Here is a 24,585-nt window from a genome sequence, read left to right as displayed (position 1 = left end):
TTCATATGCTTGAAACAGATCTTCCATTCGACCGCTCAGAAGCCACCCGTATCCTGGCCCAAGCCTGTGAAGGGGCTGACGACGGCGACATCTATGTTCAGCGCGCACGCTCTGAGAGCTTTATGTTCGACGATGGCAGGCTGAAGTCTGCTGCCTTCGACACATCGCAGGGGTTTGGCCTCAGGGTGGTTGCCGGAGAAGCTAGCGGCAATGCACATGCCGGTGAACTGACGCTCGACGCGATTCGCCGCGCTGCGCAGACCGCCTCAGCTGCCAAGCGCGGCTATTCTGGCTCCCTCGCAGCTGGGCCAGTTCCCACTAACCGAAAGCTCTACCAGCCTATCGACCCGACAGAAGCTCCTGGCTTCACGGTGAAGACCGGCCTGCTCGCCGAAATCGACGCCTGGGTTCGCGCAAAGGACCCGCGCGTTGTTCAGGTTTCAGTTTCACTCGCTGGCAGCCATCAGGAAATCGATATCCTGCGGCCAGCAGGCGAAACCTTTCATGACGTCCGTCCTCTCGTCCGGCTGAACATTGCTGTCACGCTGGAAAAAAATGGTCGCCGCGAATCGGCCACCTCAGGTGCTGGTGGCCGCGCCGAATATGAAGAGTGGATCAAACCAGAGCGCTGGCAGGCAATGGCTGAACGCGCGCTTCGCAAGGCGGAAATCAATCTCGACTCCATCCCTGCACCTGCGGGTGAAATGGAAGTTGTTCTCGGCCCGGGCTGGCCCGCGGTCCTGCTACACGAAGCAGTTGGCCACGGGCTCGAAGGCGACTTCAATCGCAAGCAGACCAGTGTCTATTCCGGCAAGATCGGCCAGCAGGTCGCCGCCAAGGGCGTCACCGTCGTCGATGACGGCACGCTCGACGCCCGGCGCGGTTCACTCTCTTTCGATGATGAAGGCACGCCGACCCAGCGCAACGTCCTGATCGAGGACGGCATTCTGAAAGGCTATATGCAAGACCGCCAGAATGCCCGTCTGATGGGCATGGCACCAACAGGCAATGGACGGCGCGAAAGCTATGACGCCGGCATCATGCCGCGCATGACAAATACGGTCATGCTGGGCGGCAAGGATGACCCCGACGAGATCGTCAAATCCATCAAGCGCGGTATCTGGGCTGTCGACTTTGGCGGTGGCCAGGTCGACATCACGTCAGGCAATTTCGTGTTCCAGTGCACAGAAGCCTATCTCGTCGAAAATGGCGACGTGATCGCACCGGTGAAGAATGCGACCCTGATCGGCCACGGCCCGACAGCACTCAACAAAGTGTCCATGATCGGCAATGACTTCGCCATGGATGACGGTGTCGGCACCTGCGGCAAGGCAGGCCAGAGCGTCCCAGTTGGCGTCGGTCAGCCGACACTGAAGGTCGATGCGCTTACAGTGGGCGGCGCAGGCTAAGAGACAGGAATTTCCTTGCATGGTGCTACTGGGCCGTAGTTGACTTCGGCAGCATCGTGATCGTCGTAATCTATAGGATCCGACCAAGTATCTGTCTCAGGGTCATACTGCCAAAATCGAAATTCCAAGGGATAAATAACATTCCGCCGAACCGTCGGAATGCCGTCGACGAGTTTGGGCAAGAATCTCACGCGTGAAACCGCACGTTCAGCCTCGTGGCAGAAAATCGGCTGCGTGCACTGCGTCGTCAGCCCGAACGGCAACCCCTCCTCGTCGACTGAAAAGCGAACTTCGCACGCGCCTTGAACATTAAAAAGCGATGCCAGAAACGGGTAGGATGGCTGTGGGGACGTAAGCGGTTGCGCATCGCGATCCTGAGCCACTGCCACTGACGTTGCAATGCATGCGAACGCCGCAGACACGACGACGCGTAAGCCTCTCGCTCTCACGACACCGCCACCGGCTCACATGGTAGCTGTTCAGCATCGGCTCTGGTGGCCTTCGGAACATTACGCTGAAGCTCCGGATCCCAGACCTGCAATTGATACTCCAGCGGGTAGACGACATCGGTGCGCATGACGGGCTCGCCATCGACAATCTTGGGCGCAAAGAACACCCGGCTTATGGCCCGCTTTGATTCAGAGCAGAAAATCGCGTCTGTGCAGGTCGCGGTAATATTCACCGGCAGTCCTTCAACATCGACATCGAAGCGCACGAAACAGGCACCCGGCATATTCATCATTGCTGCTTCAATCGGATAGCTCGGCACAGGTGGATTGATCGGCTGCGCATCCCGGTCTTCTGGTGTAGCCGCAGCAATACCTGCTGTAGCGGCAAACGCCGCACTCAATACCAGTCGCCTCATTAATCTACTCCCCGCCCAACAACGCTACCATGACGCTATCGCGCTGTCGTTGAGGCCGCAACCTTGAAGCTTCCCGCCTCAATAAGAAAATCCCCGCAAGGCGAACCCTGCGGGGACAATCATTTTCAACGCGAAGGAAGGATTAGCTTTGCGTCCGGTCCATTGAGACACCAGACGGGTCCACTTCGGCGCGGCGCTCTTTGTCGCCGGGGCCGTGGCTGCGCTCTGCATGCTTGGTCAGGTTGCGGAGCCATGGGCTGAGCACGATCAGCACAACACCGAGACCAACGGCCGCGCCGCCAAGTTGGAGGTAGACCGCGTTATATGCCGCGAGGCTTTCTTCAGCTGGTGCGCCTTCAGGCACCTGCGTCGCTTGGGCGATACCCGCTGCGATCACGTTCGCGTAGGACGAAGCGAGGAACCAGTAGCCCATCATGAAGCCGACAATCTGCTTGGCCGACAGCTTGGTCACAGCCGAGAGGCCCACTGGAGACAGGAAGATCTCACCCGTCGTGTGAAGCAGGTACATCAGCATGATGAACAGCACCGAGATGCGAAGCGCACCGTCGGCGTCCGGCACAGCGGTCTGAATGCCGAGATTGAGCACGAAGAAACCTGCACCGATCTGGACCATGGCGAGACCGAACTTGATGAAGCTGTTCGGCTCAATCCCGCGATTGCCGAGCCAGGTCCAGAGGACCGCGATCAGCGGTGCGAAATACATGATGTAGAGCGGATTGGCCGACTGAAGGACCGGCGCCGGGAAAGGCTCGCCCCCAACCTGATTGTCGACGTGCGCCGCTGCAAAGAGGTTCAGCGATGTCGGCCCTTGGTCAAACAGTGCCCAGAACAGCACTGAAGACACAGTAAGGATGAGAAGACCGATCATTGCGTTCCGGGTGTCGGACTCCAGCTTGACGAGCATATAGATGACAATGCCGAGCGTCACGACGAGGAAAACGACGTGCATGGCAATCGTCATGATGCTGGCAATCTGCAGCAGGAAGAATGCTGCGACTGCAAAGCCGAGACCCGCTGCATAGACCAGCCATTCGCGGTTGAGGCCTGCAAAGACCGGCGTCTTCAGATCGACATCTGCTGGCGGATCTGCGCGGCCTTCCAGCCAGCCTTGGCCCCAGACGAAGACGAGGAGGCCGGCGAGCATACCGACGGCAGCAAGGCCAAAGCCCGCCCACCAGCCGAGCGTCGCGGCAGCAAGGGCACAGAAGATACCCGACAGGAATGAGCCGAGATTGATGCCCATATAGTACAGCGTGAAGCCCGAATCGCGCCGGCGGTCGCCCTGGTCATAAAGCGCACCTACGCAGGTCGAGATGTTCGGCTTGAGGAAGCCAACACCCGCCACGATCAGCGCGAGAGCGGCAAACAGGATGGTCGCAAAAAGCGGGTTGCGCTCTTCTTCAAGCGTACCGGTGAGCGTCGTTTCAGCGCCGTCCTGCTGGAAGGTGACGATGCGCGTCGTTGAGCCCTCTTCAGGCTGTACGAAGCCATCAATGGCGATCTCCTCGCCGTCGATGACAATGAAACGATCGCGCGTCTCGCTGTATTCAGGGCGCTCCAGCTCATAGACAGTTCCGTCAACGTTGAGCGTCTCGGTCGCTGCTGGGCCATGCAGGCCCATCAGGCCGTGACCTGCCACAAGCAGGATCGCACCGAAGGTCACAGCCTTCCTGAAACCGATATACTTGTCAGCCAGCCAGCCGCCGAGGAGAGGCCCGAGATAGACCAGCGCCACATAGGCGCCATAGAGCGTTAGCGAGAAGCTGCTTTCGAACAGGAAGTGCCAGGTGAGATAGAAGATGAGGAGTGCGCGCATCCCGTAATAGGAAAAACGCTCCCACATCTCTGCGAAGAACAGGATATAGAGACCCTTGGGATGTTTCCTGAGCTGCCACATCGTGAAACCGAGTGGCGGCACTGCCAGAAGCGACAATAGAACAGAAAACATCAGCTAGACCCTCAACCTCTCCACGCGTGATCTCACGCCTCGTCAGCGCACACTTTGATCATGCAGTTTGGTCTGGCTCAAGCAATGATGTGCCATTTGTAATCAGAAAGACGCAAAGGCCCGCTAGTAGGCCAGCGTTTCGAAGGCTGGTTCGACCCGCCTGCCCCATTCCCCATGATAGAGCTCGAGCAACCGGTCAGCTGGCGTAAGCCCGCTTTCTGCAATCTCGTCGAGTTCAGCAATGAAGCCGGTCTCGTCGTCGCCAGAGCTATTGTACTTGGCGCGCGCCTTGAGACCATTCCGGCTGATCGACAGAACCTGCTTGGCGAGGTCCTGGAGCGTTCCGCCGCCAGGCACCGGCGTGCGAAGACCAAGCACCCGAACAGACTGACGCATGGCCTCGCGCTCTGCTGCGGTCCAGTCTTTCACCAGGTCCCATGCCGCATCGAGCGAGCTTTGCTCATACAGGATGCCCGTCCAGAAGCCGGAGAACGCGCAGAGCCGGCTCCAGGGACCGGAATCAGAGCCGCGCATCTCAAGGAAGCGCTTCAGACGCACTTCCGGGAAAATGGTCGACAGGTGATCGACGAAGTCGTCGATGGCAGGCTTCTCGCCAGGCAGCAGGTCCAACTTGCCATCCATGAAATCGCGGAAGCTCTTACCAGAGGCGTCGAGATACTTGCCGCCGCGGCGGACAAAATACATTGGCACATCAAGGGCGTAGTCAACATACCTCTCAAAGCCAGCGCCATCCTCAAACATGAAAGGAAGCATGCCGGACCGGTCCGGATCGGTATCGGTCCAGATGTGAGAGCGGTAGGACAGGAAGCCGTTCGGACGTCCTTCGGTGAATGGCGAGTTGGCAAAAAGAGCTGTGCCCAGCGGCTGCAGAGCCAGTGACACGCGGAATTTCTTCAGCATGTCGGCTTCAGAGGCGAAATCGAGGTTCACCTGAACCGTGCAGGTGCGGAACATCATCTCGCGGCCGAGGCGCCCAACCTTGAGCATATAGTCCCGCATGATGGCGTAGCGGCCCTTCGGCATCATGGGCGTTTCGGCCATCGTCCACAGCGGTGACGAGCCCATGCCAAGGAAACCGATGCCGAGCGGATCAGCGATCTCTCTCACTTCTTTCAAATGGTCGCCGACCTCGTTGCAGGTCTGGTGGATATGCTCCAGAGGCGCACCGGACAGCTCGAACTGACCGCCCGGCTCCAGGCTGACGCTGGCACCGTCCTTCTTGAGACCGATCAGCAGGCCTGATTCGGAAATCGGCTCCCAGCCGAACTTGTCGGCTAGGCCTTCGAGCATGGCACGGATCGAGACATCGCCATCATATGGAAGCGGTTTCAACCCGTCGCGAATGAAACCGAACTTCTCGTGTTCGGTGCCAATCCGCCAGTCGGACTTGGGCGCGCAGCCCTGCTCCATCCATTCGACGAGCTCTGATTTTGACTCGATACGCGGGGCGTTCTCGTCGATGTCTGACGTAGGTGTCGTCATGCCGGCCCCTCTAGCCGTTTTCGGTTTCAGGCAGATAGGGATGTTCCTGCCAGTCGCCAACACAAGATTGCCATAGGGTGAGCGCAGCGACCACGGCCGTCTCTGCCCTGAGAATACGAGGACCGAGCGTTACCGGTTGAATCTGCTCATTTTTTCGAAGCCATTCACGTTCTTTCGGAGAGAAACCACCTTCTGGTCCGATAAGAATTCCCGCTGCGCCGCTGCTCGCGTCGGAGAGCACTTCACGCATCGGCCGCGCATCGCCAGCCTCATCGCAATAATAGAGCGGCTTTCCGGCCGGCCAGTCCTCCAACGCGGCCTGAAGCGGCACATCGTCAAAGACCTCGGGCACATCCATCCGTTCAGTCTGCTCGGCGGCTTCGATCACAACAGACTGCAGCCTGTCACGGCGTACGCGGCTCGATTGGGTGCGCTCGGTCATCACGGGCTGGATTCGCCGCACACCAAGCTCACAAGCTTTCTCGACAACGAAATCGGTCCTCGCCTTTTTCAGCGGCGCAAAGAAAAGCGTGAGATCCAGCGTCTCTACCTGCGGCCTCGTCTGCCTCTCCGGGACAATAGACGCTCGCTTGCCGCTTTCTGGAACAACGGCGGCAATCCACTCGCCGTCGCGCCCGTTGAAAACCCGCACAGGCGCGCCTTCACCTAGCCGCATGACCCGCAAGATATAGTTTGCCTGATTGTCGCTAAGCGAGACCTTCTCTCCGGAAGACAGGCCTGCATCGATGAACAGTCTGGGAACGGAACTCATGGCGACCATATAGGCTTCTGTTGTCAGAGAGTTAAGCCAAAACCAGCGAGGCCGCACGATGAGTGTCAGCTCCATCAATCCCGCCACCGAAGAAATCATCGAAACATTCGAACCGCACAGTCAGGTTGACGTGGATGCGGCACTCGCAAAGGCAGATGAACGATACGCCCACTGGCGCCTGACGAGCTTTGATGAGCGCGCAAAGTTGATGGAAAAAGCTGCGGAAGTGATCGAGAGCCGCGTTGACGACTGGGCCCCGGCGATGAGCCGCGAGATGGGCAAACCACTTGCGCAGGCAGAAGGGGAACTGAAAAAATGCGCCTGGGTCTGCCGCCACTATGCCGAGCACGCCGAAGCCTATCTCGAGGACGAAAAGATCAAGACGGACGCCAGCCAGTCTTTCGTGCGCCACCTTCCCATCGGGCCCGTTCTCGCTGTCATGCCCTGGAACTTCCCATACTGGCAGGTTTTCCGTTTTGCCGCTCCGGCGCTGATGGCGGGCAATGTCGGCCTCTTGAAGCACGCCTCGAATGTGTGGCGCTGCGCCCTAAACATTGAGGACGTATTCCGGGAAGCCGGCTTTCCGGATGGATGCTTCCAGACACTGCTCATCGGCTCGGATGGCGTCGAGAATGTTCTGCGCGACCGACGCGTGCGTGCAGCGACGCTGACCGGCTCTGGTCCAGCGGGTGCCTCGGTCGCGTCGATTTCCGGAGACGAGATTAAGCCGACCGTGCTGGAGCTTGGCGGCACCGATGCGTTCATTGTCATGCCATCGGCCAATATTGAGAGCGCCGTCGAAACCGCCATTGACGCCCGTGTGCAGAACAATGGCCAGTCCTGCATCGCGGCCAAGCGCTTCTTCGCGCATGAAGACATCTATGACGAGTTCCGCGACCGGTTCGTGGAAGGGATGAAAGCCCTCAAGATTGGCGATCCTCTGGCAGACGATACGAAGATCGGGCCGCTTGCCATGAAGTCACTTCGCGATGACCTCGCCGAACAGGTCGACAAGTCAGTCGCAGCAGGGGCAAAACCCCTACTCGAAACACCGTCACTACCGGACAAGGGCTGGTGGTACGCCCCGCAGATACTCGAGGAAGCTCCGGAAAGCGCGCCTGCAGCTCATGAAGAGATGTTCGGCCCCGTCGCCTCCCTCTGGAAGGTTTCCAGCCTTTCGCAGGCCATCGACCGCGCAAATGACAGCCCATTCGGCCTCGGCTCGTCCATTTGCACGACCGAAAAGACAGAGATCGAAACAGCAATACGGGATCTCGATGCTGGCTCGACATTCGTGAATGCGAAGGTGGCGAGTGACCCACGACTTCCATTCGGCGGCGTGAAGTCATCAGGGTATGGCCGCGAACTCGCCAGCGATGGCATTCGCGCCTTCATTAATCGCAAAACCGTGTCTATCGCCTGACGCGCGATTGCGGTTATACCGGGCCCATGAACGATCCGACGACATCAGATACAACGCCTGAAACTCCGGAAACCGGCGCGCAGCCAGAGGCCGCTGATAGCGCTGAGAACAACCGCGCCAACACACCTGCAGACAGCGCGCTTCCCGACTGGCTGACATCCCTCCCGGACACGCTGCGTCCTTACGCGGCGCTCGCGCGTCTGGATCGCCCTATCGGCACCTGGCTGGTCATGCTCCCGGCGCTGGCCTCTTTGGCCTATACGCGAATGGAGACGGGCTTTGCGTGGATCGATATCTGGTGGGATGTCCTGATCATTGTCGGCGCGGTGACGATGCGGGGTGCGGCCTGCACCTGGAACGATATCACGGACAAGGATTTTGACGGCGCTGTAGCCCGCACAGCGAACCGGCCCCTCCCCGCTGGCGATGTCACTGTCACCCAGGCTTACATATTCCTCGGCATTCAGGTCGCGATTGCGTTCATTGCATGGCTGTGCATTCCGACCGACGCAAAGATCGTCTCCCTGCTCGCCCTGCCGCTGATTGCGGCATATCCGTTCATGAAGCGTGTGACATGGTGGCCGCAGGTCTGGCTCGGCTTCACCATCAATTGGGGCGTGCTGGTGGCCGCAGCGATGGCAACTCATGTCTCATTCGGCACCATCCTGCTCTATCTCGGCTTCGCGGCATGGACCGTTGGATATGACACGATCTATGCCATGCAGGACCGCGAGGACGACGCTCTCATCGGCGTCCGCTCGACGGCACGCCTTCTGGGCGAGCAGACCATCCTTGGCGCGTTCTGTTTCTATCTCGCAGCCACGGCATTCTTCGGTGGCGCCGTCGCCGCAAATGGCGGCATGCCGCTTGGCGTGCTGGCCGTGATCGGCTTTTTCGCCCACGCCATCTGGCAGGTGTATAAGATGAACCAGGACGACGACCATGCGCTGATGGTGTTCAAGTCGAACGCATGGGCCGCGCTGATACTGGTGGCAGGCTTCACGCTCTCCGCCATCATCTAGGCACGACGCCAACCCAAGGAGGAAGAGATGACCAAGCTAACCATAGAAATGGTATCGGACCTCGTTTGCCCGTGGTGCTGGCTAGGCCTCAGACGCATCCGCAATGCAATCGACCTTGTCGATGATGTCGATGTGGAACTGATCTTCCGGCCCTTCGAACTCGATCCGACCATCCCTCAGGGCGGCGTCAATTACCGCGATTACATGGCCAGTAAGTTTGGGCCCGAGACCGAAGACAATCGCTGGGCCTCCATGCGCGAAGCGCTCGTCCAGTATGGCGAGGAAGAAGGCATCCCCTTCAATTTCGGTGAGCTTCGCCACAGGCCGAACAGCTTCGACGCGCACCGCCTCGTTCGCTGGGCACAGGGACAAGGCAAAGGCATCGAGGCCAAGGAAGCGCTCTTCTCATCCTATTTCGAGCATGCGCGCGATATCGGCGACCATGAGGTCCTCGCGGACGTAGGCGAATCGATTGGTCTCGACCGCGAGATCATCGCTGGCCTGCTCGATTCCGACGCTGATGCCCAGGCGACCCGCGACGAGGAAAACCTTTTCCGCGAAATGGGGATTGGCGGCGTGCCGACATACATCGCCATGCGCCGTATCGCTGTGCAGGGTGCCGAGAGCGCAGAGAAGCTTGCGAAATTCCTGAGTGCTTCGGCGAAACAGATGCCGCAACAGCGCAGCTACGGCTAGCTCAGCTGAAGCTCGACCAGCTGCTTGTAGAGACCGCCCTGGCGTAGCAGCTCCTGGTGGGTGCCCTCCTCGGCCACCTTGCCGTCATCCAGCACGATAATACGGTCGGCTGAACGCACCGTCGAAAGCCTATGCGCAATGACGAGCGTTGTGCGGTCTTTCGCATATTCAGAGAGCGCGGCCTGAACCTTGGCTTCGCTCTCAGCGTCGAGCGCTGATGTCGCTTCATCCAGTAATAGGATCGGAGCCTGCCGGATGATAGCGCGGGCCAGAGAAATACGCTGACGCTGACCGCCCGAGAGGTTGCGCCCCATCTCGCCGCATGGCGCTTCATAGCCGCCCGGAAGCCCCAGAATGAACTCATGCGCGCTTGCTGCGCGGGCAGCGTCCTTGATCTCTTCGCGGCTCGCGCCCATCCGGCCAAGCGCGATGTTGGCGGCGACTGTATCGTCGAACAGCAACGCTTCCTGAGCGACGAGAGCAGTGGACCTGCGAAGGCTCGCGCCCGTATAGGCGCGGACATCCGAGCCATCGACCATGACGGAGCCGGAAGCCGGCTCATAAAGACGCAATAACAGGTTGAATACAGTAGACTTTCCGGCTCCGGATGGACCGACCAGCGCAACTGTCTCGCCCGGATTGGCTGAAAAGCTGAGGCCCTTAAGCGCCTGTGACCCGTCAGGGTACGCAAAGTGCACATCCTGAAATTCGACGCTGCCCCGCGCATTCTCGAGCGTGCGGGCGTCAGACCTGTCTTTGATCTGCGGCTCGGCATCAATGATTTCGAACACGCGATCGGCAGCGGCGCCGCCCTCCTGCGCGACCGCGTTGAGCGTACCGAGCGCACGTACTTCCGGTGCCGCGACTGCGACCGCGCCAATAACGCCGACGAAATTGCCGAGCGAAGTGTCGCCATCAGCAATACGCCACGCGGTCAGGGCGAGAATACCGACCAGCGCCAAACCACCGGTGATCTCAAGGATCGGATCCACGGCCGCTCTGTCGGTGAGGACCTTCAGGAAGAGACGGGAGCGCTCGACGAAGCCGCGCTTCGCCCTGCCCTTCTGGTACTCTTCAAGTCCGTACGCCTTGACCACGCGTGCAGACTGGAAGCTCTCAGACAGGAGCGAGGCGACTTCGCCAATCTGCTTCTGCGCCTGCTTGGAGCGTTTCCGAACACGGTTACCAAGGCTGATCACCGGTCCAAACGCAATCGGATAGACGAGGATCAGGATCAGCGTCAGCTTCCAGTCCATGATGAACATGGTGATCAGCACGCCAATGACTGTAAGGACGCCCTTGGTAAGGTTGTTCGCAAGTCGCAGGCCCGCATCGCGGAGCGCGTTCACATCATTGATGAAGCGCGACACAAAGCCGCCAGAACGGTCCGCAGACAGGCGCGCAAAGTCCCCCTCGGTCAGCGAATTGAACTGGTCTGCCTGAATATCGACGATGGCACGCTGCACGCCGGTATTGTTGGCCAGCGTCATGCCATAGAGCGACAGAGACCTGATCGCCGCCGCAAACCCGATAATGCCGATCAGCCACCACAGGCTGGATGGCACAGTCACGCTCTCCGGACCCGCCAGGTCTTCAAGCCCTTCGACAACCAGCTTGAGAAGATAGCCGTATGACGCAGCCGCAATTGCGGTCACGGCCGCGCAGGCCGTGCCGACAGCGAACCACTTCAGGTGAGGCCTGAACCGCTCCTTGATCAGCCTGAAAAGGCTGTGGCTGCGCTCTGGCCCGTTCGCCATATCAGACGTGATGGTGGGAGCCCGTTTCAGGGTCGAGCAGCCTGTGTGCGTGCAGGATGAAATAACGCATCTCCGCATGGTCCACGGTTCGTTGCGCCGCGTTCTTCCATGCGTCATAGGCCGCTTTGTAGCTCGGGAACGCCCCGACAAAGTCCAGCTTGGAAAGGTCTTCGAACTCGATGCCGCGAACGTCTTTCAGCTCACCGCCGATGACAAGGTGAAGTAGTTGCTTGGTATCTGGCGTATCGGCCATTTTCGTCTGCTCCGTATCGTTCGCCCTGTCATATGGCCTGACCGTCCAGTTCGGATCAGGCAGTCGGACGCCTTTGACGCGCTCCACTAACAGAGGATGCAGGCGCTTTCCAGCCGCAATGAGACTACGCTGGGCGGGTTCACTGCGATTGAACCTGAAGCTCTCACCAAGATGAGTTGACGCAACGCCGCCCGCCTCTTCAACGATCACTGTCCCTGCGGCAAGATCCCAGTCAGATTTTCGCCAGAGTGCCAGCGTCGCATCCCACTCGCCGGTTGCAACCCAGCACATCCGCAAGAGCGTCGCATTCGGCTTCGGGCGGGCCAGTTTCATCTCTGGCCACGGCACGCGCCAGGCCGGATGGGTCAGCATCGATTCGGAGGCGATCATCTTGCAGCCGGTTTCTTCATCGCAGCTGCTGGTGAGCAGTCTCTGCCCATTCAGCCACGCACCCTTGCCGCGCTCAGCTGCATAGGTCTCACCCAGGGCAGGCGCATGAACCACGCCGCAGACCGCCCGGCCATCTTTCACCAGCGCACCCGCAATCGCCCAGTAAGGCTCGCCGCCCATGAAAGCGCGCGTGCCGTCGATCGGGTCAACGCACCATACAACATCGCTGAGATGGGTGTCGCGTGAGAGCGCGGTCTCTTCCGACAGCCAGCCATAGTCCGGACGGTTGCCAGTCAGGTGGCGCTTGATGATACGATTGGCTTCAAGGTCGGCATTGGTCACGGGATGACCCGGCGTCTTTTCCCAGGCCTTGGTGTCACCCCGCTCAAAGCGGGCAAGCGCCATGTTTCCAGCCTCGATCACGGCTTCCTGCAGAAGCATGAAATCATCGCTGAAGGGCGTGTCAGTTGCCTGCAATCGACATGTCCTCAACCAGAAGGCTCGGCGCATTGATGCGGCCGCGAAATTCGAGGTCTGATGCCGGGATCAGCCTTGCAAAGATGGCGGGCAGGTCCCCGGCAATCGTCACCTCTGATACCGGATGCTGGATCTCTCCATTCTCGAACCAGAAGCCGGCCACCCCAACCGAATAGTCGCCCGTATTCGGATTGATCGAAGGGCCGAACATGTCGGTCACGAGCAGGCCTTTGCCCGCTCCCGACATCAGCGCTTCAGGCGACTTCGCCCCTGCTTCGATATGCGTGTTCGATGTGCCAACGCCCGGCGGGTTGCCAAAGCCGCCCGCCGCAAAGCCATTCGGCTGCAGCCCAAGCTGGCGCGCCGAAGATGTGTTGAGCAGCCACCGGGTCAAAACGCCGTCCTCAACCAGTGCTGACTTCGCAACCGGGAGCCCCTCGCCATCATGATTGCGGCAACCGAGGGCTCGCTCAAGGAAAGGATCATCGATGATGTTCAGGCCATCGGCAAAGACCTTCTGATCCATGCGATCCTTCAGAAAGCTTACGCCCCGCGCAACAGATGGGCCGGAAATCGCTGACAGAAACGCACCGATAAGGCTGGAAGAAACACGTTTGTCATAGATGACCGCCGCTTTCTGCGTCTTCACCTTGCGAGGACCGAGCCTCGCGACAGCGCGCTCGCCAGCTGTGCGGCCAATCTCTGCTGGTGACGGCCGATGAGCCATCTTGCGCACGCTCCAGCTGTCATAGTCGCGCTCCATGGCGTCATCGCGCATTGCAACGGCTGCCAGTCCAAGACCGGTGGACCCACCTGCCAGATAGGACGAAAACCCGTTGCTCGCCGCCACCCAACGCTCCGACCGGCTCCAGCCATTGCCGCAGCCTGCAACCGTCTTCACGCCCTTCACGGCAAGTGCTGCAGCCTCTGCCTCGATCGCATCTGCCTCAAGGCGCTCGAGTGGAATTTCGCCGTCACCTTCGAGATCGAGCTCAGGCGGGTTCGTCTCCAGCAGCTCCGCATCAGGAAGCCCCGCAAACTTGTCCTCCGGTACAGCTTTCGCCATCGCAACGCAGCGCTCTGCCATCGTCTTCAGTGCGTCATCTGAAAGGTCTGAGCCCGACACATGCGCCTGGCGCTGACCAAATAGCGCACGCAGCGACACACCCTGCGACTCGCTGCGCTCGACGTTTTCCAGTTTGCCGTCACGCACATCGACGTTCACGCCGTCCGATACAGCCAGAGAGCAATCAGCTGCCGTGGCACCGGCAGCGAGGCACTGGTCGATCAGCTTGGCGAGAATGTCCTGCGGGGGCGTTTTGAAGCTTGATGTCATGCTGGTTGAGGTAACCCTCTCTTGGGTGAGCGGCAACGTCCAAGCTGACAGCTTTTGCAGGCACGATTGCAAGTACCGGCGCGCTTATGCCTTGCCGAGCTTTTCCAATGCCTCTGGCGCGAGCGCCTTGATGGCGTCGAGGAGCAGATGGAGGTCAGATTCACGCGTGCGGTGGTTGGTGATGTTCACTCGAATGGCCAGTTTCCCGTTCACCCGCGTCGTCGAAGGCGCAGCAACACCCGTCTCCTGTAGCCTGATGACGATTTCCTCGTTCAGCGCGTCGAGGTCGCCAGCTGACAGACCATCGGCCACGTAGCGGAAGCAGCAGATCGAGGTTTCTACAGTTGCCAGGCGTTCGAATGATGCGGTCGCATCAACGAGATCGGCCAGCGTGCGGACAAGCTGGCAATTGTCAGAAATGGCGGCGCCAAGCCGCTCAGGGCCAAACTCTGCAATATGTGCCCAGATCTTCAATGCGCGAAAGCCGCGCGACAGCTCCGGCCCATACTCTACTGGCCACGGGTTTCCGGCAGCGAGGCCTCGCTCAGTTGCCTTCAGATAGTCCGGACGTGTTGAAAAGGCTTGGCGGTGCAGCGCCTCATTCCGCACCAGCACGAAGCCCGCATCATAGTTCACGTGCAGCCATTTATGGAAATCAAAGGCGATCGAGTCGGCCCTTTCGATGCCGCGCAGCTTGGGGGCGACGTCTTCACTCAAAATCCCGGAAGCCGCAAACGCACCATCAATATGGAACCAGAGACCTTCGGCCTCGGCGATATCCGCAATGCCGCTCAGCTCGTCGATTGCGCCTGTATTCACCGTACCGGCTGTCCCGATGATGGCGAAGGGAACGAGACCTGCAGCCCGGTCCTCTGCGATGGCCGCCTTGAGCGCCGAAAGGTCCATTTGGAACGCATCGTTCACAGGCACTTTGCGCAGCGCAGAAGTCCCAAGACCCAGAATGTCCAGCGCGCGAGCATTGCAAGCGTGCGCCTCTGCCGAACTGTAGGCGACGAGCTTCGAACCATCGACTCCAGCCTCTCGAGACGCAAAGCCAAGCGCCGCGTCCCGCGCTACCTTCATGGCGACGACCGTCGCCATGGACGTTCCGGTCACCACCAGGCCGCTGGCCGTCTTCGGAAAGCCAAACTGCTGAGCGACCCAGTCGGACAGCGCGCGCTCCACCCGCAGGCCAACGTGGTCGCGCCCGCCGCAATTGGCGTTGATCGCAGCTTCGATCATTGCGGGAAGCAGCCCAAACGGCGTGCCGCTACCATGCACCCAGCCGAGGAAGCGGGGGTGCGTGTTGCCCACCCCGTAAGGCAATATCGACCTTAGCACGTCATTGACCGCATCAGCCCCGAGGGGCGAAGCACTGAGGGCCTTCTCGATCTGCGCATCCACGCTCTCAGGAACCGGCGTCCATACCCTTCCGGTCCCGGCCTGCTCAAGCTTGTCCAGCGCCCGGTCCAGTGTCTCATGGGCCCGGCGCCTGAAAGCGGTCCAGTCCTCAGGCTCAAGGGAGGCTTTTGCGTTAAGGTCGGTCAAATCATCATCCATGCATTGGAATGGCGCGAAGCCATTCACTCTTCTCTAGTCGCTCTCATAGCAATCAGGTGATGTGCCGCGGTCTGCATCAAGTTCTTTCAGCTCATGTCGCCTGATGATGAAAAGACCGATCAGTCCGGACGCTGCATTGGCTATGAAGGTCGCAATCGCGAGGCCCAGGAACCCACCCGTCAGGACACCGATCCAAGCACCGCTCGCTAACAAGCCGATCGCCCGGCCTGCACCGATGAAGAGGCCGCTCACAGAACGCCCGAGGCCGTTGAGCGCGGCCGTCAGCGAGATGATGACCCCATAGCCTGCATAAGAAAGTGGCACGATAGCAAGGTAGAGCGCGGCCACCTCTCGCGTTTTCTCAGACTCGGTGAAGAAGGAAACGAGCCACTCACCTCCGAAATAGAAGAAAACAGCGAGAATGACTGCCCACACAATGGAGACCTGCGCTGAGAACCAGAGGCTTTCGCGCGAACGTTCCGTTTCGCCAGCGCCGCTATTCTGGCCGACAAATGGCGCTGAAGCCGCAGACAGGGCGAGCAGCGGAACGACCGAGAAAGACTGAATCTTCGTCACTAGACCGAAAGCGGCGACTTCTGCAGAACCAATCGTCGAAACAGCGGCCGTGGCAATCGAAAGCGCGATCGGATTCACCGATATAGAGAGCGAGGCCGGCAAGCCAATGCGCGCGACTTGCTGCCAGCGAGCAAGCCCTTTTTTCAACGACCCGATCGAGGCTGCGAGCAAATCCTTTCGCCAGAGCAGATAGAACGCGCCGATCGTGGACACCCCTCGCGCCGTGATGGTGGCGACGGCTGCACCTTGCATCCCGAATTCGGGGACCGGGCCGAGCCCGAAAATGAAGACAGGGTTGATCGCAATGTTCAGCACAGCGATCGAGCTCATCAGGATTGCCGGGCTCACCCCGTCTCCTGTCGCGCGCAGCAGACCATTTGTTGCGACCGGGACGACGAGGAAAACCACGCCTGCAAACCAGATCATCATGAAGGCCTTGGCGTCTTCATGGATCTGCCCCTCAGCGCCGAGAAGGCTCAGGATCGGCCCGATAAAGAGAAAACCGAAGACAGACAGCGCGACGGAAATGATGACCGCCATACCGATTGCGCCTGTCGTAAGTTCTGCCTGTTCGTCAATTGACGCGTCGGCGCCAATCATTCGGGAAAGGACAGATGAAGCGCCCGCACTCAATCCGATCGCCAGGCTGATCAGCGTCATCACAATCGGAAAGGTGTAGGAAATCGCCGCCAGCTTCTCCTCACCCAGCTGCCCGACAAAATAGGCATCGGAGACACCGATCGCTTTCACCGCCAGAACGCCCGATATCATCGGAATCCAGACCTTCGAAAAGGATGCGCGCACGGAGCCGTCGGTGAGTTGCAAAAGCCTGCCTTTCAAACGTCGTTTCGGCCTGCAGCGACCGGCAGGCACCGCAGCGGAGCTATGACGCCGCGCTGCCGCGTCCAGCGATGATGCCCGCGTCAGCTTGACCTTGCGCCCATGAAGCAGCACATCGCGGGACATGAGCATCAAACCGATCCACATCATTGGCGGCGGCATGGCCGGGTCCGAAGCGGCCTGGCAAGCTGCGAATATGGGCGTGCCCGTCATCATCCATGAGATGCGCGGCGTACGCGGCACCGAAGCACACCAGACCGACAAGCTGGCAGAGCTCGTCTGCTCGAACTCTTTCCGGTCCGACGATCACACCTCCAACGCGGTCGGCGTTCTGCACGAGGAAATGCGCCGCGCCAATGGCCTGATCATCACCAAGGGCGGTGAGCATTCTGTGCCGGCCGGCAGCGCGCTGGCAGTCGACCGTGAAGGTTTCTCGGAAGATGTGACAGCGACGCTCGAAGCGCACCCCAACATCACGATCGTGCGCGAAGCCGTCGACGACATCCCGCCAGAAGACTGGGACAGCGTCATCATCGCGACAGGTCCGCTCACCTCGATCAAGCTCGCTGAAGCCATCCGCGCACATACGGGCGAGGAAGATCTCGCTTTCTTCGACGCGATCGCGCCCATCGTCTATTTCGACAGCATCGACATGGACAAGGCGTGGCGCCAGAGCCGTTACGACAAGCCCGGCCCACACGGTGAGAAAGCCGCCTACATCAACTGCGGTATGAATGAGGCGCAGTATAACGCCTTCATTGACGCGCTAATTGCTGGCGAGAAAACCGAGTTCAAGGACTGGGAAAAAGACACGCCATACTTTGAGGGCTGCCTCCCCATCGAAGTCATGGCCGAACGCGGCCGCGAAACGCTCCGTTTCGGTCCGATGAAGCCGGTCGGTCTCACCAACCCACACGACCCGGATGTGAAGTCATACGCTGTCGTCCAGCTCCGCCAGGACAATGCGCTCGGCACGCTCTGGAACATGGTCGGTTTCCAGACAAAGCTGAAGTATGGCGCGCAGGCCGACATCTTCCGCATGATCCCGGGGTTGGAGAACGCCCAGTTCGCCCGCCTCGGCGGTATTCACCGCAACACCTTCCTCAATTCTCCAAAGCTGCTCGACAGCCAGTTGCGCATGAAGTCGATGCCGCGGCTTCGTTTTGCAGGTCAGGTGACAGGCGTTGAAGGCTATGTCGAAAGCGCCGCCATGGGCCTGCTGGCTGGCAGGTTCGCTGCCGCTGAGCGGCTCGGCCAAGAGCTCGCGCCGCCACCGCCCACGACTGCGCTCGGCGCTCTCGTCGGCCACATCACGGGCGGCCACCTTGAAGGCAAGCAGAGCTTCCAGCCGATGAACATTAATTTCGGCCTCTTTCCCGATCCAGACCCGGAAACCATCCCCAAAAAGGATGAGGAAGGCCGACGCCTCCGCGGCAAGGCCAAGGGCCGCGCCAAGAAGGGCGTGCAGGCAGTTCGGGCGCTGCAGGATATCGACGCCTGGCTGGCTGCTCAGCGAGAGCCGGTGGCGGCCGAGTAGCCTGCCATGCGGGTCCTGCTGACCGGGTCTTCTGGCTGGCTGGGGCGCCACCTCGCCCCCTTGCTTGAGGAAAGTGGCCACAAGGTCACCGGCCTCGACGTCGCACCGGGAGCGTACACCAGCGAGATTGGCACGATCGCCAACCGGCCTTTCGTAAACCGCGTCATTTCAGATCACGGGATCGAAGCGATCATTCATGCTGGCGGCCTTCACAAGCCGGACATTGCACGCTTCCCGAGACAGGCTTTCATTGACGTTAATGTAACGGGTACGCTGAACCTGCTCGAAGCTGCTGTCGAAGCTGGCCACGACCGGTTCGTGTTCACCTCCACCACGTCCTTGATGATCTCGCAGGCGATCCGCTCAGAATTGAGCGACCAGGCGACATGGCTAAATGAAAGCCACGCCCCGCTTGCGCCGCGTAATATCTATGGCGTCACCAAGCTCGCGGCCGAAAACCTCTGCCACGAGGTCCATCAGCAGACAGGGCTCGCTTGCCTGGTCCTTCGCACATCCCGTTTCTTCCCTGAAGACGACGACACGCTGACCGACCCGCCTCCCGAAAACCTGAAAGCAAACGAATTCCTGAACCGCCGCCTGACGGTGGAAGATGCCGCCCGCGCCCATCTGGCCGCCTTTGAGAAAGCGCCGGACATCGGCTTTGGCGTCTATATCGTCTCAGCCCCGACGCCCTTCTCGCGGCAGGACTGCGCTGACTTGAAAGCCGCAGCGCCAGTCATCACCCATTACTTTCCTGACGCAGCCGACCTCTATGCCGCGCGTGGCTGGAAGCTGCCCACCTCAATTGGCCGGGTGTACGACGCGTCTGCTTTTCAGCGCGACCTTGGCTTCAAGTTTCAGACAGACTTTGCGGCCATTCTCAATGCTCTTCGCCGAGGCGAGGACCTGCCCTTCGCCCACGATGCCGCCTATCCATCACCAAGCGTCGAGGGCGCCGATCTGATCTGGCGAGACTGATCCGAAAAGCAGTGCTATGAGCGCGACCATGACAGCGCTCTATGACACAATCGGCGTCGACTACGCACAGCTTCGCAAACCCGACCTGCGGATTGCCCGCCAGATCCATGCAGCGCTCGGTGACGCCAGAACCATTCTCAATGTTGGCGCAGGAAGCGGCTCATACGAGCCCGAAGGCCGTAAGCTGACCGCGATTGAGCCCTCGGCAGAGATGATCGCCCAGCGCCAGCTTTCTGATGCCGTCGCCATACAGGGCAATGCAGAGGCCCTACCCTTCGCAAAAAAGAGCTTCGACGCCTCTATGGCCGTACTGACGATCCATCACTGGAGCGATCAGGCCAAAGGCTGCGCTGAGATGCGCCGGGTAACGCGCGGGCCAGTTGTCTTCCTGACCTTCGATGCTGGCCATAAGGGGTTCTGGCTGTTCGATTATTTCCCGGCGCTGCTGACGCTAGATGAAGCCGCCATGCCGCCAATGGACCGCTATGCAGACTGGCTGGGCGAAGCCGTGATCGACCCCGTCCCCATCCCCCATGACTGCACCGACGGGTTTCTCGCCGCCTATTGGAGACGGCCTGCCGCTTATCTCGATGAACGCATCCGCCGGGCCATGTCCTCCTTCTGGAAGATCGGCGATGTGTCCGAAGGGCTGGCCCGGCTTGAGAGTGACCTCAAGGATGGCACCTGGCACGCCCGGTTCGGGCATCTGATGAAACTGGACGCACTCGATTGCGGCTACCGGCTGGTGCGGACGGTCTGAGCCCTGCACCACCCAGTCGGCTAAAGTCTTGTAATTCCGGTGGTTCGACACTCGTCCTGCGTTCATCGAAGGACGCGCACCATGCTGATCAAGGTCCCACATTGAAACCGCCCGCATGGTGAGCGAAGTCGAACCACGCGGGCGCAGCCGCTGAAATGCTAACCAATCTCCGCCTTCGCACGCTCACGCCACTTGCCGATGTTCTCGAACTCTTCGTGCGGCTTCCACTTCATCACGCCAGCAAAGCCCGTGAAGCAATAGAGTGTGATGTCAGCGATCGAGAAGCGTCCCGCCGCGAGGAAGTCGTTCTCCCCCAGATGCGCATCAATACGTTTCGCCATGGCGCGTGCACCCTTCTCGGCCTTCGCGCCAGCCTCCGGCAGTTGAGGCACTTCAAGCGGCGCCATAGCCGGGTGTGTATTGCGGAACCAGGTCGCGAACTGGATGAAGAGCATCAGCTCGACGCGCCGGTCCCACATCTCGATGAGTGCCTTCTCCTTCGGGTCCGCGCCCATCAGGTTCGGCTCAGGAAAAATTCCCTCGAAATAAGTGCAGATGGCGCGGCTCTCGGTGAGCGTGGTGCCATCATCCAGCACAAGTGACGGCACCTGCGAGAAAGGTGAAACTTTCCGATAATCGTCGGTCTTGTGCTCCTGCTTCATGATCGAGATTTCCTCGACCTCGACATCACCAAGCTTGCCCTTCGCTTTCAGAAAGTTCGTGACGCGTTCGGGGTTCGGCGCTTGCGGGCTGTGATAAAGCTTCATGGGTTTCCTCCTCGATTTGCCGAGAGGTGTAGCGCGCTACGGGCGGCATGCGAAGCCTTCCGTGACGGAGGGATCTATCGAGTCAGAGGAGCCTCAAACCGGCAAACACACCCCGCGTCCCCAGCGACAGCTGGGAGGTCGAAAAACGGGCCAGTCAGCTAGTTAAACCGCTTCCTGACCCCAAACGTCGCGTTCATTGGCTCACCCGGAAAATAGCGATTGTTGCCAAAAGCAAGATCAGCCCGGTCCGCATAATTGACGTCGAACAGATTGCGAATAATCACGAAACCTTCGAGCGTCTCGGTAAAGGCGTAGGATGCGCGCGCATGCGTTGATGTATGCCCCGGATAGGTCTGCGTATTGCCAGGATCGACATAGTACTCACCGATATAGTCAGCCGAGAGACTAGCCTCGAACCGCTCTGTGGGATGCCACGTCAGGCGGATGTCGCCGAGCCAGTTCGGCGCAGTGTCCACCTCGTTACCATCGCGGATCACTTCGGAGCCCGCAGCCACAATGCGGTCGAATGTATAAGTGTGTTCGGCATAGCTCGCCGTGCCCGATATGGTGAACGCTTCGTTCACCAACCAGTTCGCCTGCGCTTCGACGCCGGTATGGCGGGTTGATCCGTCCGTGACATTCAGCCCGTCGGAATCGCGAAAAAAGAAGTTCTCTTTCTCGGCAGAGTACGCCGCGATATCGAAGAACATGTCTCCGCCGAGCGCCGTGCCGCGAAGGCCAATTTCAAAACTGTCCATCGTTTCGACTTCGGCTTCGGCAATGCCTTGCTGGCTCTGAAGACGGTAGAGATCAGACGCTTGTGGTGCCCGCTCGCCGCGCGAATAGTTGGCGTAGTAGCTGATAGATCCGTCTCCCGGAGCCCAGATCGCACCGAGTTTTGGCGTCAACAGATCAAAGCTGTCTTCACGGTTAGCTGGCACGAGGAACCGGCCGTTCGGCCCAGGCGGTACGTCCGTTTTATAGTCGTAATCGTGCGTTTCACCGCGCAGCCCCGCGAGAATGCTCAGCTCATCGGACACGGCCCACTCGGCCTCGCTCCACAAGGCCAGCACGGTCGTGTCGACGGTGTAGTCATAATGCACGCCTACCGGAAAACGGCGATCGCCCGGGAAGAAGCCAAACGGCTCCAGCTGGGTTTCCTTCAGCCAGCCCGACGCAATGTCCGCGTCAGCGCCGATGCGCAGCATCACAGCGTCGCTCGCCGCAAACTCATACTTGGATTGAAGGCCGAACGCGTCGTGCCCATTCTCTTCGATGCCGCCATTCGGCAGGAAGTGCTGGGCAAACTCCATCTCCTGCCAGCGATAGAATGGCGTCAATGTCAGCTCACCGGGGCCAATTTCGCGAGAGAGGCGAACGGCGCCCATGACCCATTGCGCATCGCGGTAAGCTTCGGGGTTCGGGTTCTGCGTAACAATGTCATCGTCACGATACGCTTTGTACCCCTCAATGAAGCCACCCGTTTCCTGATTGAGGTTGGATGCGCTGATAAAGGCGAGCCCATCCCAGCCGGCGACGTTGAACGCGTACTGCGCCGACAGCTTTTGCTGCTCGACGCCGGTAAAATCGCGCCAGCCTGCATCGTCCTGAAGCGAGAGCGACACCCGCGCCGTGTCGTCGAGATTGCCGGTAATGTCCGCCTTGTATCGGTTGAGCGTCGATCCGGAGAGGCGCGCATCGGCATAGGTGCCTGTCTGCGGCGAACCAAGGATCACATTGATCAGGCCATGCACCGCGTTCGAACCATATTTGGCCGACCCCGGCCCTCGCACAATCTCGATTGTCTCTGCCACCTCATGGTGGATTTCGAACAGCGAATTGACGTTGCCAAAGGCCGGCGAGCGCGTCGGCACACCATTTTGCAGGATCAGGAAGCTTCCCTGCCCTGCGCCGCCCGTCAGTACAGGCGAACGAAGCGCGATCAGATGCTCCTGCCCCGAATTCATCTGCACATTCACGCCCGGCAGCTCATTGAGAATCTGCGCGGGATGATCTGCATTCACCGTGGCGATGACGTCCTCGTCAAGAGTGGCGACGCTTCCTGGTTGCCAGACTGTTCGGTCCCCGTAGACAAGAACGGGATCATACAGCTTCTGCCCCCAACAGTATATGACGTGATATCCGTTGGTGGTTTCGCCCCAGTAAGGCGGATCGATTTCATCGCAAGTTGGCAGCCGTCGAGATTCCTGCGCGCCCGCTAAAGGCGCAAGGGCAAGGCTGGCAGTTGTTGCAAGCAGGAGGCGTGACGGCATGAAAGAACCCGGGAAATCAGAAACACACGAGTTCCAGAGTGTAGGTCGCAGGCCCATGCCTGACGACCCCACACGCTGCGTCAGCCTGCTGCACCTGTGAACAGCTGCACCGGCAGGGCACCGACCACCGCGCCGGACAGGCAGGTCGCGAGCGTACCAGCGATCAGCGTTTTCCAGGCCAGCTCTAGGAAGGTCGAGCGGCGTTCAGGGCAGATGATGTTCAGGCCGCCAATCAGGATGCCGATAGAGCCAAAGTTCGCAAAGCCACAGATGGCGTGCGCCGTGATGATGCGGGTGCGCGGGTCCATCGCTTCGACCGGCACATTGCCGAGTTCGATGAAGGCGACAAACTCGGTCAGCACCGTCTTGATGCCCATGAGCGAGCCGGAAAGCGGCGCTTCGCTCCAAGGCACACCGATCATGTACATGAGCGGTGAGAAGATCCACCCAAGGACACGCTGTATCGAGAGCGGCTCACCGCCTACCGCAGGCAGTGCACCAAGACCGGCATTCACGAGCCAGAGCAGCGCCAGCGCCGCGATCAGCATCGTCGCGATATTCAGGACGATCTGCAGGCCATCAGCGGCGCCCGTCGCGAACGCATCCATGGTCGAATTGTATTTGAAGTCCGGCTCATGCGCGCGCTCTGACGGGTCCGTCGTCTCAGGGATCATGACCAGCGCCATGGCGACCGCTGCAGGCGCGGCAATGATCGACGCGGTCAGCAGCTGGGCCAGCGGATTGGCCATCACGCCGTCTAGGAAAGTCGTATAGATCACCAGCACCGAGCCAGCGATCGTCGCGAAACCTGCCGTCATCAGAATGAAGATTTCGGACCGCGTCATGCCCTTGATGTATGGTTTCACAAGGACCGGAGCTTCGGTCATGCCCATGAAGACGTTGGCTGACACAGCGAGCGAGGTTGCCCCGCCAAGCCCCATCAGCTTGCGGAAGATGAAAGCAAAGCCTTTCGTGATCCAGCGCAGGATGTGCCAGTGCCAGAGGATCGCAGACAGCGCGGCGACCACGATCACCACCGGCAGGATCTGGAAGAAAAAGAGCGGCGGCGCATCGCCCGTCATGATCGCGCTGGCGGCCTGGTTGTCGCCAACATAACCGAACACAAAGCTGGTGCCGTTGCGTGTCGCTTCCTGAAGCGCGTCTACGATGAAGTTCGCCTTGAAAAGAAGGCTTCGTACGAACGGAATACCGAACAGCAGGAGCGCAAAGGCGAACTGCATGGCCACCGCGCCCAGAACGAGCCTCAATGGAAATTGGCTGCGCTTTTCAGACAGGCCCCAGCCGATTGCGAAGATCAGCGCGATCCCCAGAAGTGCGCGCGCATTGTCCCAGCCCCATTCCATCCGGCTAACTCCCTGATGCCCTCTATCCTTAACTGCCTTATCGCGCGTCCCTCACATC

Annotated in this window: 20 protein-coding genes; 7 read left to right on the top strand and 13 right to left on the bottom strand. The window is 59.9% G+C overall.

The window, feature by feature from the left end:
• Nucleotides 1-5: 5 nt before the first annotated feature.
• Nucleotides 6-1,409 carry a metalloprotease TldD gene (tldD, locus tag D1222_RS10615; RefSeq protein WP_119454244.1) on the top strand — a complete coding sequence of 468 codons (1,404 nt, stop codon included), beginning with the start codon at nucleotides 6-8 and terminating at the stop codon, nucleotides 1,407-1,409.
• Here the strand turns inward: tldD and D1222_RS15975 are convergent.
• From D1222_RS15975 to D1222_RS10590, 5 genes are all read right to left on the bottom strand, one after another.
• Nucleotides 1,406-1,792, bottom strand: a complete 387-nt coding sequence (locus tag D1222_RS15975) for an energy transducer TonB (RefSeq protein WP_182481953.1) — start codon at nucleotides 1,790-1,792, stop codon at nucleotides 1,406-1,408. The two genes, tldD and D1222_RS15975, sit on opposite strands and share 4 nt — an antisense overlap.
• Nucleotides 1,793-1,854: 62 nt before the next feature.
• Complete coding sequence (locus tag D1222_RS10605) at nucleotides 1,855-2,274, bottom strand: energy transducer TonB (RefSeq protein WP_119454242.1); 420 nt, start codon at nucleotides 2,272-2,274, stop codon at nucleotides 1,855-1,857.
• A gap of 142 nt (nucleotides 2,275-2,416) precedes the next feature.
• Nucleotides 2,417-4,243, bottom strand: a complete 1,827-nt coding sequence (locus tag D1222_RS10600; protein ID WP_119454241.1) for a peptide MFS transporter — start codon at nucleotides 4,241-4,243, stop codon at nucleotides 2,417-2,419.
• A gap of 123 nt (nucleotides 4,244-4,366) precedes the next feature.
• On the bottom strand, nucleotides 4,367-5,746 hold the full coding sequence (locus tag D1222_RS10595; RefSeq protein WP_119454240.1) for a glutamate--cysteine ligase: 1,380 nt from the start codon (nucleotides 5,744-5,746) through the stop codon (nucleotides 4,367-4,369).
• A 10-nt stretch (nucleotides 5,747-5,756) separates the two neighbouring features.
• A complete protein-coding gene (locus D1222_RS10590; RefSeq protein WP_233348684.1) occupies nucleotides 5,757-6,518 on the bottom strand; it encodes a 16S rRNA (uracil(1498)-N(3))-methyltransferase in 762 nt (253 codons plus the stop codon).
• A gap of 58 nt (nucleotides 6,519-6,576) precedes the next feature.
• Between D1222_RS10590 and D1222_RS10585 the strand changes: the two genes are divergently transcribed.
• The 3 genes from D1222_RS10585 to D1222_RS10575 are packed head-to-tail and all read left to right on the top strand — an operon-like array spanning nucleotide 6,577 to nucleotide 9,659.
• Entirely contained in the window at nucleotides 6,577-7,941 is a 1,365-nt protein-coding gene (locus D1222_RS10585) for an NAD-dependent succinate-semialdehyde dehydrogenase (protein ID WP_119454238.1), read from the top strand.
• Between the two features lie 26 nt (nucleotides 7,942-7,967).
• Nucleotides 7,968-8,963: a 4-hydroxybenzoate octaprenyltransferase gene (locus tag D1222_RS10580; protein WP_119454237.1), complete on the top strand. Its 996-nt coding sequence runs from the start codon at nucleotides 7,968-7,970 to the stop codon at nucleotides 8,961-8,963.
• Between the two features lie 27 nt (nucleotides 8,964-8,990).
• On the top strand, nucleotides 8,991-9,659 hold the full coding sequence (locus D1222_RS10575; protein WP_119454236.1) for a DsbA family oxidoreductase: 669 nt from the start codon (nucleotides 8,991-8,993) through the stop codon (nucleotides 9,657-9,659).
• On the opposite strand, the gene D1222_RS10570 is transcribed toward D1222_RS10575, so the two are convergent.
• From D1222_RS10570 to D1222_RS10550, 5 genes are all read right to left on the bottom strand, one after another.
• A complete protein-coding gene (locus D1222_RS10570; protein ID WP_119454235.1) occupies nucleotides 9,656-11,416 on the bottom strand; it encodes an ABC transporter ATP-binding protein in 1,761 nt (586 codons plus the stop codon). The genes D1222_RS10575 and D1222_RS10570 overlap by 4 nt on opposite strands.
• Nucleotide 11,417: 1 nt before the next feature.
• On the bottom strand, nucleotides 11,418-12,536 hold the full coding sequence (locus D1222_RS10565; RefSeq protein ID WP_119454234.1) for an inositol monophosphatase family protein: 1,119 nt from the start codon (nucleotides 12,534-12,536) through the stop codon (nucleotides 11,418-11,420).
• Nucleotides 12,523-13,872, bottom strand: a complete 1,350-nt coding sequence (locus tag D1222_RS10560; RefSeq protein ID WP_119454233.1) for a TldD/PmbA family protein — start codon at nucleotides 13,870-13,872, stop codon at nucleotides 12,523-12,525. The genes D1222_RS10565 and D1222_RS10560 overlap by 14 nt, the downstream gene beginning before the upstream one ends.
• Before the next feature lie 84 nt (nucleotides 13,873-13,956).
• Nucleotides 13,957-15,420, bottom strand: coding sequence for a pyridoxal phosphate-dependent decarboxylase family protein (locus tag D1222_RS10555; RefSeq protein WP_233348682.1), 1,464 nt, complete (start codon nucleotides 15,418-15,420; stop codon nucleotides 13,957-13,959).
• A 45-nt stretch (nucleotides 15,421-15,465) separates the two neighbouring features.
• Nucleotides 15,466-16,833, bottom strand: a complete 1,368-nt coding sequence (locus D1222_RS10550; protein ID WP_182481952.1) for an MATE family efflux transporter — start codon at nucleotides 16,831-16,833, stop codon at nucleotides 15,466-15,468.
• Nucleotides 16,834-16,972: 139 nt separating this feature from the next.
• Here D1222_RS10550 and trmFO point away from each other — a divergent pair, with 139 nt between their 5' ends.
• Genes trmFO through D1222_RS10535 form a run of 3 tightly spaced genes read left to right on the top strand, consistent with a single transcriptional unit; the run spans nucleotide 16,973 to nucleotide 20,123 of the window.
• Nucleotides 16,973-18,385, top strand: coding sequence for a methylenetetrahydrofolate--tRNA-(uracil(54)-C(5))-methyltransferase (FADH(2)-oxidizing) TrmFO (gene trmFO / locus D1222_RS10545; RefSeq protein ID WP_119454231.1), 1,413 nt, complete (start codon nucleotides 16,973-16,975; stop codon nucleotides 18,383-18,385).
• A 6-nt stretch (nucleotides 18,386-18,391) separates the two neighbouring features.
• Complete coding sequence (locus D1222_RS10540; RefSeq protein WP_119454230.1) at nucleotides 18,392-19,363, top strand: NAD-dependent epimerase/dehydratase family protein; 972 nt, start codon at nucleotides 18,392-18,394, stop codon at nucleotides 19,361-19,363.
• A 16-nt stretch (nucleotides 19,364-19,379) separates the two neighbouring features.
• A complete protein-coding gene (locus tag D1222_RS10535) occupies nucleotides 19,380-20,123 on the top strand; it encodes a class I SAM-dependent methyltransferase (protein WP_233348680.1) in 744 nt (247 codons plus the stop codon).
• 158 nt (nucleotides 20,124-20,281) lie between these two features.
• On the opposite strand, the gene D1222_RS10530 is transcribed toward D1222_RS10535, so the two are convergent.
• From D1222_RS10530 to D1222_RS10520, 3 genes are all read right to left on the bottom strand, one after another.
• Nucleotides 20,282-20,890 (bottom strand): glutathione S-transferase family protein, encoded by a 609-nt coding sequence (locus tag D1222_RS10530; protein WP_119454229.1) that lies wholly within the window; start codon nucleotides 20,888-20,890, stop codon nucleotides 20,282-20,284.
• Nucleotides 20,891-21,048: 158 nt separating this feature from the next.
• Complete coding sequence (locus D1222_RS10525; RefSeq protein ID WP_267896091.1) at nucleotides 21,049-23,001, bottom strand: TonB-dependent receptor; 1,953 nt, start codon at nucleotides 22,999-23,001, stop codon at nucleotides 21,049-21,051.
• Nucleotides 23,002-23,243: 242 nt separating this feature from the next.
• A complete protein-coding gene (locus D1222_RS10520; RefSeq protein ID WP_119454227.1) occupies nucleotides 23,244-24,527 on the bottom strand; it encodes a NupC/NupG family nucleoside CNT transporter in 1,284 nt (427 codons plus the stop codon).
• Nucleotides 24,528-24,585 lie beyond the last annotated feature (58 nt).

This window comes from Henriciella algicola (genome assembly GCF_003576245.1).
Classification (GTDB): domain Bacteria; phylum Pseudomonadota; class Alphaproteobacteria; order Caulobacterales; family Hyphomonadaceae; genus Henriciella; species Henriciella algicola.
This window is presented reverse-complemented; position numbering and strand designations above follow the sequence as displayed.

Coding starts and splice junctions, on each gene's coding strand:
- D1222_RS10520 (WP_119454227.1), bottom strand. CDS start 24,527: ATGGAATGGGGCTGGGACAATGCGCGCGCACTTCTGGGGATCGCGCTG.
- D1222_RS10590 (WP_233348684.1), bottom strand. CDS start 6,518: ATGAGTTCCGTTCCCAGACTGTTCATCGATGCAGGCCTGTCTTCCGGA.
- D1222_RS10535 (WP_233348680.1), top strand. CDS start 19,380: ATGAGCGCGACCATGACAGCGCTCTATGACACAATCGGCGTCGACTAC.
- trmFO (WP_119454231.1), top strand. CDS start 16,973: ATGAGCATCAAACCGATCCACATCATTGGCGGCGGCATGGCCGGGTCC.
- D1222_RS10575 (WP_119454236.1), top strand. CDS start 8,991: ATGACCAAGCTAACCATAGAAATGGTATCGGACCTCGTTTGCCCGTGG.
- D1222_RS10530 (WP_119454229.1), bottom strand. CDS start 20,890: ATGAAGCTTTATCACAGCCCGCAAGCGCCGAACCCCGAACGCGTCACG.
- tldD (WP_119454244.1), top strand. CDS start 6: ATGCTTGAAACAGATCTTCCATTCGACCGCTCAGAAGCCACCCGTATC.
- D1222_RS10540 (WP_119454230.1), top strand. CDS start 18,392: ATGCGGGTCCTGCTGACCGGGTCTTCTGGCTGGCTGGGGCGCCACCTC.
- D1222_RS10605 (WP_119454242.1), bottom strand. CDS start 2,274: ATGAGGCGACTGGTATTGAGTGCGGCGTTTGCCGCTACAGCAGGTATT.
- D1222_RS10570 (WP_119454235.1), bottom strand. CDS start 11,416: ATGGCGAACGGGCCAGAGCGCAGCCACAGCCTTTTCAGGCTGATCAAG.
- D1222_RS10595 (WP_119454240.1), bottom strand. CDS start 5,746: ATGACGACACCTACGTCAGACATCGACGAGAACGCCCCGCGTATCGAG.
- D1222_RS10580 (WP_119454237.1), top strand. CDS start 7,968: ATGAACGATCCGACGACATCAGATACAACGCCTGAAACTCCGGAAACC.
- D1222_RS10560 (WP_119454233.1), bottom strand. CDS start 13,872: ATGACATCAAGCTTCAAAACGCCCCCGCAGGACATTCTCGCCAAGCTG.
- D1222_RS10585 (WP_119454238.1), top strand. CDS start 6,577: ATGAGTGTCAGCTCCATCAATCCCGCCACCGAAGAAATCATCGAAACA.
- D1222_RS10600 (WP_119454241.1), bottom strand. CDS start 4,243: ATGTTTTCTGTTCTATTGTCGCTTCTGGCAGTGCCGCCACTCGGTTTC.